Origin of the sequence: Mesorhizobium sp. M4B.F.Ca.ET.203.01.1.1 (assembly GCF_004791025.1) — a bacterium.
GTDB lineage: Bacteria > Pseudomonadota > Alphaproteobacteria > Rhizobiales > Rhizobiaceae > Mesorhizobium > Mesorhizobium abyssinicae.
Window position 1 is genome coordinate 98,203 of sequence record NZ_SRUO01000008.1, and the last position, 15,466, is coordinate 113,668.

The 15,466-nt window shown below is 64.8% G+C and carries 17 protein-coding genes; 7 read left to right on the top strand and 10 right to left on the bottom strand.

The features are described from left to right. The first annotated feature begins 7 nt into the window (after nt 1-7). Nucleotides 8-2,083 carry an FUSC family protein gene (locus tag EN846_RS18865; protein ID WP_135858387.1) on the top strand — a complete coding sequence of 692 codons (2,076 nt, stop codon included), beginning with the start codon at nt 8-10 and terminating at the stop codon, nt 2,081-2,083. Here EN846_RS18865 and EN846_RS18870 read toward each other — a convergent pair. Beyond that, nucleotides 2,080-3,201, bottom strand: a complete 1,122-nt coding sequence (locus tag EN846_RS18870; RefSeq protein WP_127394196.1) for a DUF2336 domain-containing protein — start codon at nt 3,199-3,201, stop codon at nt 2,080-2,082. The two genes, EN846_RS18865 and EN846_RS18870, sit on opposite strands and share 4 nt — an antisense overlap. A gap of 152 nt (nt 3,202-3,353) precedes the next feature. Between EN846_RS18870 and EN846_RS18875 the strand changes: the two genes are divergently transcribed. Beyond that, complete coding sequence (locus EN846_RS18875) at nt 3,354-3,806, top strand: MaoC family dehydratase (RefSeq protein ID WP_127283329.1); 453 nt, start codon at nt 3,354-3,356, stop codon at nt 3,804-3,806. Further along, nucleotides 3,806-4,687 (top strand): CoA ester lyase, encoded by an 882-nt coding sequence (locus tag EN846_RS18880; RefSeq protein WP_128346530.1) that lies wholly within the window; start codon nt 3,806-3,808, stop codon nt 4,685-4,687. The genes EN846_RS18875 and EN846_RS18880 overlap by 1 nt, the downstream gene beginning before the upstream one ends. A gap of 3 nt (nt 4,688-4,690) precedes the next feature. On the opposite strand, the gene EN846_RS18885 is transcribed toward EN846_RS18880, so the two are convergent. From EN846_RS18885 to EN846_RS18895, 3 genes are read right to left on the bottom strand one after another with little or no spacing between them, the layout of a single operon-like run. Next, nucleotides 4,691-5,365, bottom strand: coding sequence for an isoprenylcysteine carboxylmethyltransferase family protein (locus EN846_RS18885; RefSeq protein WP_127393969.1), 675 nt, complete (start codon nt 5,363-5,365; stop codon nt 4,691-4,693). Nucleotides 5,366-5,412: 47 nt separating this feature from the next. Continuing rightward, entirely contained in the window at nt 5,413-6,021 is a 609-nt protein-coding gene (locus tag EN846_RS18890) for a flavin reductase family protein (RefSeq protein WP_127393968.1), read from the bottom strand. 7 nt (nt 6,022-6,028) lie between these two features. Beyond that, entirely contained in the window at nt 6,029-6,613 is a 585-nt protein-coding gene (locus EN846_RS18895) for a nitroreductase (protein ID WP_127393967.1), read from the bottom strand. A gap of 151 nt (nt 6,614-6,764) precedes the next feature. Between EN846_RS18895 and EN846_RS18900 the strand changes: the two genes are divergently transcribed. Continuing rightward, nucleotides 6,765-7,730, top strand: coding sequence for a hypothetical protein (locus EN846_RS18900; RefSeq protein ID WP_127283324.1), 966 nt, complete (start codon nt 6,765-6,767; stop codon nt 7,728-7,730). Between the two features lie 12 nt (nt 7,731-7,742). On the opposite strand, the gene EN846_RS18905 is transcribed toward EN846_RS18900, so the two are convergent. The 5 genes from EN846_RS18905 to EN846_RS35185 form a co-directional block, all read right to left on the bottom strand. Further along, complete coding sequence (locus tag EN846_RS18905) at nt 7,743-8,681, bottom strand: GNAT family N-acetyltransferase (protein WP_128275423.1); 939 nt, start codon at nt 8,679-8,681, stop codon at nt 7,743-7,745. 84 nt (nt 8,682-8,765) lie between these two features. Further along, nucleotides 8,766-10,742 carry a threonine--tRNA ligase gene (gene thrS / locus EN846_RS18910; protein ID WP_127394046.1) on the bottom strand — a complete coding sequence of 659 codons (1,977 nt, stop codon included), beginning with the start codon at nt 10,740-10,742 and terminating at the stop codon, nt 8,766-8,768. A 113-nt stretch (nt 10,743-10,855) separates the two neighbouring features. Next, the gene (blaOXA, locus tag EN846_RS18915; protein ID WP_128346531.1) at nt 10,856-11,674 is read right to left on the bottom strand and encodes a class D beta-lactamase; all 819 of its coding nucleotides are present in this window, start codon (nt 11,672-11,674) and stop codon (nt 10,856-10,858) included. Between the two features lie 149 nt (nt 11,675-11,823). After that, complete coding sequence (gene yidD, locus EN846_RS18920; protein ID WP_127283320.1) at nt 11,824-12,198, bottom strand: membrane protein insertion efficiency factor YidD; 375 nt, start codon at nt 12,196-12,198, stop codon at nt 11,824-11,826. A gap of 82 nt (nt 12,199-12,280) precedes the next feature. Beyond that, on the bottom strand, nt 12,281-12,442 hold the full coding sequence (locus EN846_RS35185) for a hypothetical protein (RefSeq protein WP_187331291.1): 162 nt from the start codon (nt 12,440-12,442) through the stop codon (nt 12,281-12,283). Nucleotides 12,443-12,534: 92 nt separating this feature from the next. On the opposite strand from EN846_RS35185, the gene EN846_RS18925 reads away from it, so the two are divergent. Beyond that, a complete protein-coding gene (locus EN846_RS18925) occupies nt 12,535-13,440 on the top strand; it encodes a LysR substrate-binding domain-containing protein (RefSeq protein WP_127283319.1) in 906 nt (301 codons plus the stop codon). Nucleotides 13,441-13,448: 8 nt separating this feature from the next. Here EN846_RS18925 and EN846_RS18930 read toward each other — a convergent pair whose 3' ends face one another. Then, complete coding sequence (locus EN846_RS18930; RefSeq protein ID WP_127283318.1) at nt 13,449-13,895, bottom strand: iron-sulfur cluster assembly scaffold protein; 447 nt, start codon at nt 13,893-13,895, stop codon at nt 13,449-13,451. Between the two features lie 243 nt (nt 13,896-14,138). Here EN846_RS18930 and folE point away from each other — a divergent pair, with 243 nt between their 5' ends. Continuing rightward, on the top strand, nt 14,139-14,765 hold the full coding sequence (folE, locus tag EN846_RS18935; RefSeq protein WP_127283317.1) for a GTP cyclohydrolase I FolE: 627 nt from the start codon (nt 14,139-14,141) through the stop codon (nt 14,763-14,765). A gap of 163 nt (nt 14,766-14,928) precedes the next feature. Next, a complete protein-coding gene (gene hisI, locus EN846_RS18940; protein WP_127283316.1) occupies nt 14,929-15,387 on the top strand; it encodes a phosphoribosyl-AMP cyclohydrolase in 459 nt (152 codons plus the stop codon). Nucleotides 15,388-15,466: the final 79 nt, after the last annotated feature.

Genomic DNA, 15,466 nt, shown 5'->3' on the forward strand with positions numbered 1-15,466 from the left:
CGAGCATGTGACCTTGGCGCGGCTGAAGGGTCTTATCGAGGCGAGGTTCGGTGGGCTGACCCGGCCGACGCGTTCGGACTGGATCTTCGCCCTGCGCACCGTTTCGGCCGGGCTGATCGCGCTGCTCGCCGCCTACGCCCTCAAGCTCGACCACCCGCAATGGGCGATGATGACGGTGTTCATCGTTGCTCAGCCCGTCGCCGGCATGGTGCTGGCCAAGGGTTTCTACCGCCTGCTTGGCACGCTGGCAGGCGGGTTAGCGGCGATCGGCATCACCTCCCTGTTCGGCGCCAATCCCTGGCTGCTGGTCGTCGTGCTCGCGATGTGGATCGGGATCTGCACGCTGGTCTCGTCGCTGCTGCGCAACCCCGAAGCCTATGGCGCCGCGCTTGCCGGCTACACCGCGATGATCATCGGCCTGCCTGCCTTCGGCCAGCCGCACCTCGTCGTTGACCTTGCCGTCGCGCGCTGCGCCGAGATCGTGCTTGGCATCGTCTGCGCCGGCCTCACCAGTCGGCTGATCCTGCCGAAGCTGGCCGCCGACGCCATCATCTCCAGGCTGAAGCGCAGCATCCTCGACCTTGCCACCTATGCCGGCGGCGCCTTTTCGGGCGGTGACGCCGCCACCCTGGCCGGTCTGCAGAGGAAGCTGATCGCCGACGCCCAGACGCTGGCCGAGATGCGCACCTACGCAAGGCTCGAAGCGCCGAGCTTTGCTCCCCGCGCCCATCCGGTCCGGCGCACGATCGGCCAGCTCCTGTGGGCGCTCTCGGCGGCACGCGCATTGCATTCGCATGCCGCGCCGAAGAATGCCGCCCTTATCCCGGTCCGCAGCGAATTGCAGGCCCTGGTCGGCGAAATGGCGACCAGCCCGGGCGCGCTGGATGACACCGGCCCGTGGGTGGCGCGGCTCGACGCGATCGCCCATGAGGCGCGGCAGACGCCCGAGGCGTCACCGGATCCCGAAAGCGACCGCCTCGGCGCCATCACCCGCCTCACCATCGCCGCCGATTTTGCCGAAGCGCTGAAGCAGGTGCTGCGCGGGCTGGACGCGCTCCGTTCGCCGGCTTCGCGGCCCTCGCGCGACCGCCGCCAGCCGGCGCTCGTCGTCCATCGCGACTATCATGCCGCCTGGCGCAACGCCGTTCGGGCGGGCCTTGCGACGCTGTTGGTCACGGCGTTCTGGCTGACGACGAAATGGTCGGAAGCCGCCGGCACGGTCATCCTCGTCGCCGTCGTCTCCAGCCTGTTCGCCGCCCGCCCCGACCCTGTCGACTCGGCGTGGGGTTTCTTCAAGGGGACCTTGCTTGCGCTGCCCTTTGCGTTCCTCGTCGGCCAGGTCGCACTGCCGGCGCTCCCCGGCTTCGGCTGGTTCACGCTCTTCGTCGTGCCGATCATGGTGCCGGCGGCTCTCGGCATGGCCAATCCGCGCCATGTCGGCGTCGCCACCGCCTTCGCCATCAATTTCCTCGCCTTCCTCAGTCCGCATCAGGCCATGACCTACGATCCTGGCCCGTTCCTCGCCGGGTCGGCGTCGATCCTGGTCGGCATTCTCATCGCCATCGGCGTCTTCATCGTCGTGCTGCCCGCCGATCCATGGGTCACCGTCAACCGCATCCTCCAGGCCATGCGCGAAGACCTGGCCCGGCTTTGCCTGCATGAACGCGTGCCCCGAAGGTCGGCCTTCGAGAGTCTGGCCTATGACCGGGTCAACCAGTTGATGCCGCTGTTGCAGCGCGTCGGCAGGAAGGGCGACGCCGTGCTCGGCGGTAGCATCGCGGCGGTGACCGTCGGGCTCGAGATCCTGCGGCTGCGCAGCGCCCAGCAGGATGCGGAGATCCCGCCGGAAACGGTTCTCTCGATCACCAATTTCCTGCGCGGGCTAGCGCGCGAGCTGCTGTTTCGCAGGCCTGGCGAACCGCAGACGACGACCATCGCCGTCGCCAGGCAATATGCGGCGAGCATCGCCGAGCGCAGCGACAAGGCCGAAATGCTGCAGGTCGCCGCCTCGCTGCGCATCATCGCCGCCGCGATGGAGGACTATCCGGATTTCTTCGCGAAGGGCCGGGCTGACGCCGGCTAGGCCGCTGCGATCGCCAGCGCATGCCCTCGCGCGTTTTCGCGCAGCGCGTCGAGATGGATCGACTTCACCAGCCCGGCAAGGTCGCCCTCGGCCGATTGCCCGCCGAGCTCCTTCAGCATCAGCCAGCTCACTTCCTGCACGCCGGCGACGCGTTTGCCATTGGCCACCTCGCGCCACACTTTGAGCGCGCGCAGGATGATGCCGTGGGTGGCCGCGGCAAGGCCGGCGCTGCGGAACAGCGCCTGCAGCGCTACGTCGTGCCCACCGGCGAGCAGCGCCCTCACCCGTTGCTCGGACTGCTGGGCAAGCGCCACCAGCGCAGAACCGAAGAAGTCGACCTTGCCATGCGCGATGGTGCGGATGATGAAACTCGCTGTGAGGTCGCCGCGCAGGCGCAGATGTTCGATCAGCGCGGCGTGTTCCTCCGCCCGCGTGCCTTCGATCAGTGTCACCGAGGCCTTCACGCAGGCATCGCGCATGACGCGATCGGCTCTTGCCGCGCCCATCAGCGCCAGCACCAGCGGCGAGCCTTTCAGCGTCTCGCCGAGCTTGACCAGCAACATGTGCCGGCAATCGGCGGGCAAGCGCTCGTCGGCGATCAGCGCCTCGCGCACCAGCGGCAGATGGCCGTGGCGCTCAGCCATGCGGCGGAAGCTCAGCGATGCGATATCGGCGCCGCTGTTGGCGAGCAGCACGGCGCAGGCCTCCGGCTCGCCGATTTCGGCGATCGCCGCCGCCAGCGCCATCGAGACGACCGGCCGGTCGGCAATCAGTTTCTGCGTCGCCTTCTGGCCGCCGGCGACCCGGTCGATCAAATCGGCATCGGTAAGCAGTGGCGAACGCGCCAGCACCATGGCGGCCACTTCCGGCTGGTCGGAGGCCAGCGCGCTGATGATCTGGATCGGCGCGTGATGGCTCATCGACAGCGCCTCGGCGAGCGCGAGCCGCACTTTCGACGAGGCGTCGTCGAGCAGCAGCGTCAACGCCGCTTCCGCGGCGCAGCGGTCCTCGAAAGGCAGGTCGGACTTGATATAGGCGCGAGCCAGCGCGCTGGCCGCGGCGGCGCGTTCGGCAACCCTTGCCGTATCGATCCATTTTAGAAAATGCGAAACAATCATGCCGACCAGCTTGCGCCCTTGCCGGAACGTCCCGGCCCCGTTGGAAACCGTAGGCCTGAAATGGTTTACGAACGGTTCACCATGTTTATTAACTGGCTTGCGGGCACCGCAGGCAGCGCCTATCAACCCATGAGCCGTTGAGGAGATCGTGCATGGCCGGGCTTTATCTCGAAGAGTTCGTCGTCGGCCACGTCTTCCGCCACACGCTGCGCAAGACCGTCACCGAGAGCGACAACATGCTGTTTTCGGTGATGACGCTGAACCCGCAGCCGCTGCACATCGATTTCGACTTCGCCGCCAAGAGCGAATGGGGCAAGCCGCTGGTCAACTCGCTGTTCACGCTGGGGTTGATGATCGGCATTTCGGTCAACGACATCACCGTCGGCACCACCGTCGCCAATCTCGGCATGAAGGAAACCGTGTTTCCGCATCCGGTCTTCCATGGCGACACCATCCGTGTCGAAACCACGGTGATCTCGGTGCGCGAGTCCCGCTCAAAACCCGATCGCGGCATCGTCGAGTTCGAGCATCGCGCCTACAACCAGGATGACGTTCTCGTCGCCAAATGCACCAGGCAGGCGATGATGATGAAGAAGGCGGCCTGATGCGCTCGCTGCTGTTCGTTCCCGGCGACTCCGAAAAGAAGCTCGAAAAGGGTTTCGGCGCAGGCGCCGACGTCGTCATCGTCGACCTCGAGGATTCCGTCGCAGCCGGCAACAAGCCCGCCGCGCGCGACATCGCGGCGCGTTTCATCGCCGGGCACAGGCACCAGACGGCCTCCGCGATCTATGTACGTGTCAACGATCTGTCGACCGGCCTCACCGACGACGATCTCGCAGCCCTTGTTCCCGTTCGACCCGACGGCATCATGCTGCCGAAGTCGAACAGCGGCCAGGATGTCCAGCAGCTCTCGGCCAAGCTTAGGATGCACGAGGCCGAGAACGGCCTGCCCGACGGCGCGATCAGGATCCTGCCGATCATCACCGAGACGCCGGTGGGCGTACTGGCGGCGGGGAGTTACGCCGGAACCAGCGCGCGGCTCGCCGGCCTCACCTGGGGCGCCGAGGACCTGTCGGCCGCGATCGGCGCCCGCGCCGCGCGCGGCGAGAACGGCCGTTACACCGATGTCTTCCGTCTCGCCCGCGCCATGACCATCCTTGCGGCCGGTGCGGCCGAAGTCGCGGCGATCGACACCGTCTTTCCGGATTTCCGCGACATGGCCGCCTTCGAAGCCGAATGCCTCGAGGCCGAGCGCGACGGCTTCACCGGCAAGATGGCGATCCATCCGGCCCAGGTGCCGGTCATCAACGCCGCCTTCACGCCGTCGGCAGAAGCCGTAAAACACTCACAGGCAATCGTCGATGCCTTCGCGGCGGCCGGAAATCCGGGCGTGGTCGGCATCGACGGCAAGATGTACGACCGGCCACACCTGCGCCTGGCCGAGCGTCTCCTGGCGCGCGCCCGCGCCGCGGGGATTTCCGCCTGACCGTTACCAGACCAGCGGAATCAGGCGGTAGCGGACATTGGCCGCGTAGTCGTCATAGCCCCGCAGGCCGGTCCGCAGCGCCTGCTCCTCGATGAAGGTGCGGATCGCCAACAGCCCGACGAAGAAGAGCACCGATGCCAGCCCCCACCAGGAACCAAGCAGAAGCGCCGTGCCGGCAAAATAGAGGATGGCGCCGGCGTACATCGGATGGCGGACATAGCTGTAGGGACCTGTGGTGATCACATGCTGTCCGCGCTCGTCCTGGATCTTCACGACGGGCGCCGCGAAGCTGTTCTCCAGCATCGTCAGGTAGCAGATCCAGAGTCCAACCAGCAGGATCACCCCGCCGATCACCAATACCCACAACGGAACCGCCGACCAGCCGAAACGGAGGTCGAGCCCAATCAGAGCCAGCCACGCGAAAATGGCGACGAGCAGTGTCGAAAGCAGCACCTTGTCGACCAGGGGCTGGTTCTTCTGGATGGGAGGGCTGAGCCGCTCGTTCATCAGGCCGGGATCGCGACGGGCCAGCGACATGCCGAGCGTCAGGCTGAGCCCGATCATCACCACCAGATACACCCAGGCTCCCGGCCAGTTCAGCGTGCCGGCCGAGAGGAACAGCACGGCGCCCATGACGCCGAACCACACGAATGTCTGCAGGATCAGTCTCGCGATCATGACCAGCCTTTCGTGACTTGCCCCGCCGGCGTCTGCCCGAGCTCTGTTCAGCCCTTTTCCCAGCGCGGCCGGCGCATCGAGAAGGTCTGGTCGACGCTGGCATAGTCCATGTAGCCGAGCCGGCCGACATTGCCGGCTCTGACGATGTCGAACATGCCGTCCTTCAGGTAAGCGTCGTCGATGTGGATTCCGACCACCTCGCCGGCGACGACGACGGCACTGGTCTGCGTGCCATCGAGCGCGCGCGGCCGGATGATCTCGGTCACCCGGCATTCGAGCGCGGCGGGCGCCTCGGCCACCCGGGGCGGCGCGACGAGGCGCGACGGCGCCATGGTGAGATCGGCGTAACCGAATTCGCTGACGCCGCGCGGCGCGTCGACCGCAGTGCGATTCATCTTCTGCGCCAGCTCGCGGCTGACCAGATTGGCGACGAACTCGCCGGTCTCCTCGGCGAAGGTGGCGCTGTCCTTCTCGCCCTCGGACGAGAACCAGACGATGAAGGGCTTTGTCGAAAAGGCGTTGAAGAACGAATAGGGGGCGAGGTTGATCTTGCCTTGCCGGTCGATGGTCGAGATCCAGCCGATCGGGCGCGGCGCCACGATCGCCTTGGACGGATCGTGTGGCAGGCCGTGGCCCTTCGACGGTTCGTAGAACATCTGGCCTCTAGCCTGCCCAAGGTCCGGAATAGTCGGCATAGAGTTTTGCCGGATCTGGCCGCGGCCGCTCCGGCGCCGGTCCCTCGTAGGAGCCGATATGGACGAAGCCGATGACGCGCTCTTGCGGCGCCAAGCCAAGGATCGCCCGGCCCTCCGGCACGTCGGAATACCAGTTGCTGATCATGTTGGTGCCGTAGCCCAGCGCGTTGGCCGCGATCATCAGATTCATAGCCGCCATGCCGCCCGAGAGGAACATCTCCCATTGCGGGATCTTCGGATTCTCCTTCGGCACCGACACCACGCCGATCACCAGCGGCGCACGCGAGAAGCGCGCCAGCTCCTGGTTGCGCCGGCCCTCGGGCAGCGGTCCCTCGCGCTGCTCGGCCAAGGCCGCCAGCTTCTTGCCGATCTCGATGCGCGCCTCGCCGCGGTAGAGGATGAAGCGCCAAGGCTCGAGACGGCCGTGATCCGGCACGCGCGTGGCGGCGGTGATCAGGGTGGCGATCTCGGCGTCGCTGGGCGCCGGTTCCTTCAGGTCCGGGATCGGCGCGGAGTTCCGGGTCAGCAGGAAGTCGATGATCGGCGACGCCATGGGCGCAAGTCTCCTAGAAGATAAGTTTTGGGCTGAAGCGCGCCGGCGGGAATTCGGGCGGCTCGGGCAATGGCGCTTCGCGCCGGACGGCAAGAGCCTTGTAGACTCTTAAGCCTTGAAATTGCCACCGCCTTGGGCTTCAACGCAAGGCATGTTTGAGGGGACACTGCGCCTTTTCCTGGTCTGGCTCGCGGCCGCACTGCTCGCAGTGCCGGTTTCGCCGGTTTTTGCGCAGAACGCGGACGGCATCAGCAATCTGAAGCTGCCGGGAATTTCGAGCTATGCGACGCCGAAAGGCGACACGTCGCTGGCCTTGAGCGGCGGCGGCGCCATTACGCTATCGGCGCAACTGACCGACAAGGGCGCCGACATCACCCGTGGCATCGTCTGGCGGGTCTTCAAGCCCGAGCCGGCCAGCGACGGCCAGCTGCCGATGGTGGCTTCGGCGCATGGCGGCACCGCCGTGTTCCAGCTCGAGCCCGGCAGCTATCTTGTCCATGCTTCCTACGGACGTGCCGGCGCCACCAAGCGCATCACCGTCGGCAAAGAGGCCAAGCGCGAAAGCCTGGTCCTCGACGCCGGCGGCCTCAAGCTCGACGCCGTGCTGTCGGGCGGCGTGCACATACCGCCGAAAAAGCTGCGTTTCTCGATCTACGAGGACAAGGTCGAGGCCAATGGCGACCGCGCGCTGATCGTCCCTGACGTCGAGCCGAACGCAGTGGTGCGGCTGAATGCCGGCACCTACCATGTCGTCTCCACCTACGGCTCGGTGAATGCCGTCATCCGCTCCGACATCCGCGTCGAGGCCGGCAAGCTGACCGAAGCGACCGTCGAGCATCGCGCCGCCGAGATGACGATGAAGCTGGTGCGCGAGGCCGGCGGCGAAGCGATCGCCGACACCTCCTGGTCGCTGCTCAACGAATCCGGCGACCCGATCAAGGAAACCGTCGGCGCCTTCGCCTCGATGGTGCTGGCCGAAGGCGACTACACCATTATCGCCAAGAACCGCGACCGCATCTACCAGAAGGATTTCACCGTCGTCGCCGGCCAGAACCAGGAGATAGAGGTGCTGGCCACAGAGGCTTCGGCGATCGATCCCGAGGAAGGCGCGGACTGATCGATCTGCCCGTCAGGCCGCCTTGCGCATGCGGCGCGGCAGAAATTGCACGCGACCGCGCGGCGCGATCGGCGCCAGGTCGAAGACGCCGCGATGGAGCCGGTTGAGCAGCGCCTTGCGGTCGCGCAGCGGCTCCAGTTCGTTCCAGGTCAGGATATCGCCGACGCGCACGTCGATGGCCTTGCCCGACAGCCGCGCGAATTCACGGATGAGCAGCGACAAGCGCAGCGTCAGCGACGCCTTGCCGACGAACTTCGCCACCCGCCCTTCGCGCTCGGCCATGTTCATCGGACCGCTGACCAGATGGAACAGCCGGCCGTTCTGGCCGGAAAAATGCATGGGGACGACCGAGGCCTTGGCGTCCTGGATGAGCCTGGCCGGGAACATCTTCCATGGCAGGTCGATTGCTCGGCCGAATCCCTTCGGCGCGGTGGCGACGCCGCCGGCCGGGAAGACAACGATGGTGATGCCTTCCTTCAAGAGCCGCACCGCCTCATGGCGCACCGCCAAATTGTTCTTCAGCGCCTCCTTAGTCTCGGAAAAGTCGATCGGCAGCGAATAGGGTTCCATCTCGCGGATCTTGAGCAGATCCTTGTGGATCATGACGCGGAACGGCCGTCCGAGCTGCTCGGCCAGCGACAGCACGGCAATGCCGTCGCCGATGCCGAACGGATGGTTGGCGACGATCACCAATGGCGTGTCGGGCAGCTTCGCCGGCGGCCATGGAGCGGCGTTCCGGACCCTGACGTCGATGAGTTCCAGCATGCGGCTGAACACGCGCTCGCCGCTCGGCGCCACCTGGCGCCGCCAGAAATCATAAAGTGCTGCAAAACGGTCGCGGCCGGACAGGCCCTCGACCGAATGGATGAGCCAGCGCGTCAGCGCCGGCTGATGCGAACTGGCATAGGAAAGCTCGGGAAACGGCCTTTCCCGCAGTTTCAGCTTGAGCATGGCGGCTCGTTACAGGCTTGGCGTGACAGGCATATGAAAATGGCGGTGGAACGCTCCACCGCCATGCCATCGGGAATGTGCGGGTCAGGCAGCGCGTTTGCGCTTGCGATCCGGCGTTACCGCTTCCTCGCTCAACCGTGCGATCGCCTCGGCCAGGCCGAGCGATTCCTGGTCGCGCGACCCCAGCCGGCGGATGTTGACCGTCTGCTCCTCGGCTTCGCGCTTGCCGCAAACGAGGATGACCGGGACCTTGGCCAGCGAATGCTCGCGGACCTTGTAGTTGATCTTCTCGTTGCGCAGGTCCGCCTCCGCCAAAAGTCCGGCGGCTTTGAGCTTGGCCACCACCTCGTTCGCGTAGTCGTCGGCATCCGAGGTGATCGTCGCCACCACCACCTGCAGCGGCGCGAACCACAGCGGGAAATGGCCGGAATAGTTCTCGATCAGGATGCCGAGGAAACGCTCCATCGAGCCGCAGATGGCACGGTGCACCATCACCGGCTGCTTCTTTTCCGAATCCGAGCCGATGTAGAAGGCGCCGAAGCGTTCCGGCAGGTTGAAGTCGACCTGCGTGGTTCCGCACTGCCATTCGCGGCCGATGGCGTCCTTCAGCACATATTCGAATTTCGGGCCGTAGAAGGCGCCCTCGCCCGGGTTGATCGAGGTCTTGATGCGATTGCCCGACCGAGTGCGGATCGTGTCCAGCACGCCGCTCATGATCTCCTCGGCATGGTCCCAGGCCTCGTCGGTACCGACGCGCTTGTCGGGCCGCGTCGACAGCTTCACGCTGATCTCGTCGAAGCCGAAGTCGGCATAGGTGGACAGGATCAGGTCGTTGATGCGCAGGCACTCGGACGCAAGCTGCTCCTCGGTGCAGAAGATATGCGCATCGTCCTGCGTGAAGCCGCGCACGCGCATCAGCCCATGCAGCGCGCCCGAAGGTTCGTAGCGATGGACATTGCCGAATTCCGCAAGCTTGACGGGCAGGTCGCGATAAGACTTCAACCCATGCTTGAAGATCTGCACATGGCCCGGACAGTTCATCGGCTTCAATGCGAACACCCGGTCGTCGTCGGTGTCGTCGCCGGCCACCGTCACCTTGAACATGGCGTCGCGATACCAACCCCAGTGGCCCGATGTCTCCCACAGGCTCTTGTCCAGAACCTGGGGTGCGTTGACCTCCTGATAGCCCTGCTCGTCGAGGCGCCGGCGCATGTAGTTGACCAGGTTCTGGAACATCTTCCAGCCCTTGGCATGCCAGAAGACGACGCCAGGGCCCTCTTCCTGGAAATGGAACAGATCCATCTCGCGGCCGAGCTTGCGGTGATCGCGCTTCTCGGCCTCTTCCAGCATCGTCTGGTAAGCGTCGAGCTGCGCCTGGTCGGCCCAGGCCGTGCCGTAGATGCGCGTCAGCATCGGGTTGTTGGAGTCGCCGCGCCAATAGGCGCCGGCCACCTTCATCAGCTTGAAGGCGTTGCCGATCTGCCCGGTCGAGGCCATGTGCGGTCCACGGCAGAGGTCGAACCAGTCGCCCTGCGCGTAGATCTTGAGGTCCCGGTCGTCCGGGATGGCGTCGATCAGCTCCAGCTTGTAGCGCTCGCCCTTGTCGGCAAACACTTTCTTCGCCTTCTCGCGCGACCAGACTTCCTTGCTGAACGGCTTGTTGCGCTGGATGATCTCGCGCATCTTCTTCTCGATCACCGGGAAATCGTCGGGCGTGAACGGTTCGTTGCGGGCGAAGTCGTAATAGAATCCGTTCTCGATCACCGGCCCGATGGTCACCTGCGTTCCCGGCCACAGTTCCTGCACGGCTTCCGCCAGCACGTGCGCCGCATCGTGCCGGATCAGTTCCAGCGCGCGCGGATCCTCGCGGGTGATGATCTCGACCTTGCCGGACTTGCCGAGCGGATCGGAAAGGTCGCGCACGGTGCCGTCGATGGCATAGGCCACGGCCTTCTTGGCCAGCGACTTCGAGATCGATTCGGCAAGGCCGGCGCCGGTCATCGCCGCGTCGTAGTCGCGGACGGAGCCATCGGGAAATGTCAGGGAAACGGAATTCAGCATGGAGTTCTCCTATCCAGTCCCGCAAACGAGCGCGGGTGGTGAAATGCCGGATGCGTCCGGCGGCGGCAGTCTTTTATGGGCAGATGCCGCCGCCGTAAAGCTGCAGCACCCCTCTATTTGACCAGGCCGGGCAAATCCTTCAGGAACCCTGCCCGCGTCTTCGGACCCTTTGGCATATCGCTGCGGTTCGTGTCGACGACCAGCCGGGCAAAGACGATCCGGCGCTCGCCCTTTGCGGCCCAGCCGACGAACCAGCCGAGCGAGCGCTCGTCCTCGCCGCCCTTGCCCAGTCTCGTGCTGCCGGTCTTGCCCTGCACCGCCCAGCCCCCGGCCTCGAAGCTCGGGACGATCGCCTCCGCCATCTGATGCGCCTTGGCCGAAACCGGCATCTTGCCGGCAAGCAGCAGCCGCAAGAAGGCAGTCTGCTCCGCAGGCGATATCTCCAGCGAGGAATTCACCCAGGAATGTGTGAGGCCGTCATTCTTGCCGGCATTGCCGGAGACATCCATGTTGCCATAGCCGAATTTCGAAACGTAGCCGGCGAAGCGCTCGCTGCCGACCTTGCGCGTGATTTCGCGGGAGTACCAGAGCACGGAATCGCGCTCCCAGACTGTCGGATCGACCGTCTTCCGATCGCGCTTCACCGCGTTGAACTCAGGCTTGTAGTCCCAGCTCGGCGTATGTTCGTCGGTGAGAACACCGGCATCATAGCCGATGAGCGCCAGCGGCACCTTGAAGGTCGAGGCCGGGCTGAAGCGCTGGTCGCAGACACCGTCGCGATAGAGTGTGTCACCGCTCGCCGCATCCTGGATCAGCGTGCATTCGATATCTCCGAGCGGCGCCGACTGCGCGCGCATCGGGAACCCGAGCAGCCAGGCCAGCAGGAAGAGAACGGCGGCAAAAACGAACGGAAGGCGATCTATCTGGCGCATGGCAGTCTCTCTCCTGAAGGGTACAGGAGCGACTTAGCGGGGCCTCTTGTCTCGATTTTGTCTCAAATGCGCGAGTTCACAGCAACATGCGGTTAACCTAACCAGATCGTTAAGACTTGATGGTCCGGCCACCGCTCCGTGGCAGACCCTCAGGCCTCGAGATCGCCGCGCTTCTTGCCGATCTGGCGGTAGCGCCAGGGCGTGAACCAGAGATAGCGTTTGGCGAGCGTCTCGGGCACAAGGTCGATGCCATGCGTTCCGAACGGACCGCAGCGCAGCACCCGGAAAAGCCCCATCCAGCCGCCGGCCCACAGGCCGTGGCGGGCGATCGCCTCATGCGCGTATTCGGAGCAGGTCGGCAGATGCCGGCAGGAATTGCCGACGAAGCCGGACAGCGTCAGTTGATAGAGACGGACAAGCGACGTGCCGAAGACACGGCCCGGCGTCCTGCGCCAGGGTCCCGGCCAGTTGCGCCCGCGCCGGACCGGCCCGGCGCCGTGCGCATGCCCTTGGTGATCGTGCACCGCAATCTCCGCATCGCCGCGTTCTCCCCGCCATAGATGTGGAGGTTGCGCGCCGAACGCAATCCCATGTCGGCGATCGTCCTCACGGCCGCGCACGACGGATGCGATGGCGATCGATCGACGCGCTTTCGCCGCGGCCGTGGCCGGGCCATCGTTCGCCGCATCCGCTCTGCTGCGTGTCGCCCCGCCACTGGAACGTCGCGATCCGCATGACATCGTGAAGAATGTTCAGGAACTGGATCATGTCAGCTCTCCTTTGAGTGCCGATTAGACCGCCGCTGGTCTTCTCCCTCAAACGAGTATAACGTCCAGGTCGGATAACTTGAGGTTATGCGAATGAAACGCGGCCGCCTGCCCCTCACGGCTCTCAGAAGTTTCGAAGCCGCCGGCCGGCATCTGAGCTTCAGCCGCGCCGCCGAAGAGCTTTTCGTTTCGCAGGCCGCCATCAGCCGTCAGATCAGGGAACTCGAAGCCTTCCTGCGCCAACCGCTGTTCCATCGCCTGCATCGGCGGGTCGAGCTGACGGATGCGGGGCAACGGCTGCTCGACCGATTGGTCAGAAGCTTCGACGACATCGACCGGGTGCTTTCTGACCTGGCGGCCTCGCCCGCGCAATCCGTGGTCCGCGTCAGCGTCGAACCATCGCTCGCCGCCGTGTGGCTGGTCCCGCGGCTCAATCGCTTTCGCCAATTGCGGCCCGACATCGACGTGTCGCTGGAAGTCGATGTGCGACCGATCGAGTTCCGCAGCGATCAGCCCGAACTCGCCTTGCGTTTCAGCGCGCACGCCACGTCATGGCCGCGCGCTGAAGCCGAGCGCCTGGTCTCGACTGTCGATTCACCTGTCTTGTCACCGGGCTTGCTGGCATCGGGCCCTCCCCTGGAAAAGCCGATCGACCTTCGCCATTACACCCTGCTGCACGAAGAAAACCGCCAGGGTTGGGCGCGCTGGTTCCAGGCTGCCGGCGTGCCCGCCGACGCGGTAGCCGCGCGAGGCCCGATGCTGGCCGACATCTCGCTTTCGAAGCAGGCGGCCCTGCTCGGCCATGGCGTGGCCCTCGGCGATCTCCTACAGGTCGGCGAGGAACTCGCGTCAGGCACTTTGATAAAGCCGTTCGACATCGATGTTGCTTCCGGCGCCTATTGGCTGGTGGCCAGGAGCTTGCGGGATCTGCCGGAACCCGCCAAGGCGTTCGCCGAGTGGATCAGAAGCGAGTTCGCCGTGACCAGAAGAGCTGCCTAGCCCGATCCTCAGGCCGCCTGCCCGGCCCGCTTCCTCTCGATCTGGCCGATGGCGTCGACCACGGCATCGAAGGTCAGCATGGTCGAGGCATGGCGCGCCTTGTAGTCGCGCACCGGCTCCAGGAATTTGAGGTCGGCGAAGCGGCCCTCGGGCGGCGCGCCGTTTTCCTTCAACATCTTCAGCATGGTTTCGCGCACTGCGCGCAACTCATCGGCGTGGGCGCCGACGACATTCTGGGCCATGATCGAGGACGAGGCCTGGCCGAGCGCACAGGCCTTCACGTCATGCGCGAAATCGGTGACGACGTCGCCGTCCATCTTGAGGTCGACGGTGACGGTCGAGCCGCACAGCTTGGAATGCGCGCGCGCCGTCGCATCGGGCTGCTCGAGCCGGCCGATCCGGGCGATGTTTCCGGCGAAGCCGAGGATTTTCGCATTGTAGACGTCGTCGATCATATTTTTCCAATCTGTCGCCGCCCAGCGAACAAGGATTGCCGCTGATGCGTCTTTCATTCGCTCGGCACGACCATATATAATGCTGGCAGTCGGGCATCGACAAGGCAGCCAAAAGCCGCCATCGCTGCCCAAATTTGTTCACGCCGCTTGCGGGCTGGAAACCGGGCGAGTTTCTAACACCCGAAAGGTCGTGGTCCGTTCAACTCGTTCCTCCTGAGAGAGGGACTACGGGAGACGCCTTTTATGGATGCCGTCATCAAGAAACTCATGCCACCCTCCGAATACATGGAGAAGCCGATCACCGATCGGCCGAGCGAAGCCGAGGTCGAGGCCGCCGTGCGCACGCTGCTGCGCTGGACCGGCGACAATCCGGATCGCGAGGGCCTGATCGACACGCCGAAGCGTGTGACCAAGGCGTTCCGCGAAATGTTCAACGGCTACGACATGTGCCCGGCCGACGAACTCGGCCGCACCTTCGAGGAAGTCGCCGGCTATGACGACCTCGTCATCGTCAGGGACATAAAATTCCATTCGCATTGCGAGCACCACATGGTGCCGATCATCGGCAAGGCGCATGTCGGCTACCTGCCCGACGGCAAGGTCGTCGGCCTTTCCAAGATCGCCCGCGTCGTCGATATCTTCGCCCATCGCCTGCAGACGCAGGAAGCGATGACGGCGCAGATCGCCGGCGTCATCCAGGACGTGCTCAATCCGCGCGGGGTCGCCGTCATGATCGAGGCCGAGCATATGTGCATGGCCATGCGCGGCATCCGCAAGCAGGACTCCACCACGCTGACCTCGACCTTCACCGGCGTCTTCAAGGACACGCCCGAGGAGCAGGTCCGCTTCGTCACCATGGTGCGCGGCTGATCGTCGGCCGTCACCTGCCAAAGGCGTAGGCTTAGTCGAAAATGGTGGTTTCCGAGGTCCGGAGCTGAGCGTATGAAAAGTACGTGAGCACTGGAAGCGGCGGAAGCCGCCATTTTGCATGGCCCAGCCTCCCCTGAATATCTTTAATAGCTAAGGACCGGCGATGTCGGCACTGCAATTCCCAGAGGCTCCATCAGACAAGAAAGCGCTGGAGGAAGGCACCGCCTTTTCGCCGCGCTTCGATGCAGCCGGCCTTGTCACCGCGGTCGTCACCGACGCCGAGGACGGCAAGCTGCTGATGGTCGCGCACATGAATGCCGAGGCACTGGCGCTGACGCTGGAAACCGGCATCGCCCACTACTGGTCGCGCTCCCGCAACGCGCTGTGGAAGAAGGGCGAGACCTCGGGCAATGTCCAGACCGTCGTCGAGATGCTCACAGATTGTGACCAGGATTCGATATGGCTTCGCGTGAAAGTGTTGGGCCACGACGCAACCTGTCACACCGGTCGACGTTCCTGCTTTTATCGGACGGTGGGGCTGAACGACGGCAAGGCGGTGCTTGCCGACGACGGCAGCAGGCCGCTGTTCGATGCGGGTGAAACGTATCGGAAGCCGGTGTGAACCATTCAATATTCACAAACCACTCATGTTCACTATTCTCAAACATCCTTGCTGTAGAAGGAATGTGGGATAAGGGGAG

Coding starts and splice junctions, on each gene's coding strand:
- EN846_RS18870 (WP_127394196.1), bottom strand. CDS start 3,201: ATGATTGTTTCGCATTTTCTAAAATGGATCGATACGGCAAGGGTTGCC.
- EN846_RS18885 (WP_127393969.1), bottom strand. CDS start 5,365: ATGATCGCGAGACTGATCCTGCAGACATTCGTGTGGTTCGGCGTCATG.
- folE (WP_127283317.1), top strand. CDS start 14,139: ATGGATGCCGTCATCAAGAAACTCATGCCACCCTCCGAATACATGGAG.
- EN846_RS18900 (WP_127283324.1), top strand. CDS start 6,765: ATGTTTGAGGGGACACTGCGCCTTTTCCTGGTCTGGCTCGCGGCCGCA.
- EN846_RS18895 (WP_127393967.1), bottom strand. CDS start 6,613: ATGGCGTCGCCGATCATCGACTTCCTGCTGACCCGGAACTCCGCGCCG.
- EN846_RS18890 (WP_127393968.1), bottom strand. CDS start 6,021: ATGTTCTACGAACCGTCGAAGGGCCACGGCCTGCCACACGATCCGTCC.
- blaOXA (WP_128346531.1), bottom strand. CDS start 11,674: ATGCGCCAGATAGATCGCCTTCCGTTCGTTTTTGCCGCCGTTCTCTTC.
- EN846_RS35185 (WP_187331291.1), bottom strand. CDS start 12,442: ATGATCCAGTTCCTGAACATTCTTCACGATGTCATGCGGATCGCGACG.
- hisI (WP_127283316.1), top strand. CDS start 14,929: ATGTCGGCACTGCAATTCCCAGAGGCTCCATCAGACAAGAAAGCGCTG.
- thrS (WP_127394046.1), bottom strand. CDS start 10,742: ATGCTGAATTCCGTTTCCCTGACATTTCCCGATGGCTCCGTCCGCGAC.
- EN846_RS18930 (WP_127283318.1), bottom strand. CDS start 13,895: ATGATCGACGACGTCTACAATGCGAAAATCCTCGGCTTCGCCGGAAAC.
- EN846_RS18875 (WP_127283329.1), top strand. CDS start 3,354: ATGGCCGGGCTTTATCTCGAAGAGTTCGTCGTCGGCCACGTCTTCCGC.
- EN846_RS18925 (WP_127283319.1), top strand. CDS start 12,535: ATGAAACGCGGCCGCCTGCCCCTCACGGCTCTCAGAAGTTTCGAAGCC.
- EN846_RS18905 (WP_128275423.1), bottom strand. CDS start 8,681: ATGCTCAAGCTGAAACTGCGGGAAAGGCCGTTTCCCGAGCTTTCCTAT.
- EN846_RS18880 (WP_128346530.1), top strand. CDS start 3,806: ATGCGCTCGCTGCTGTTCGTTCCCGGCGACTCCGAAAAGAAGCTCGAA.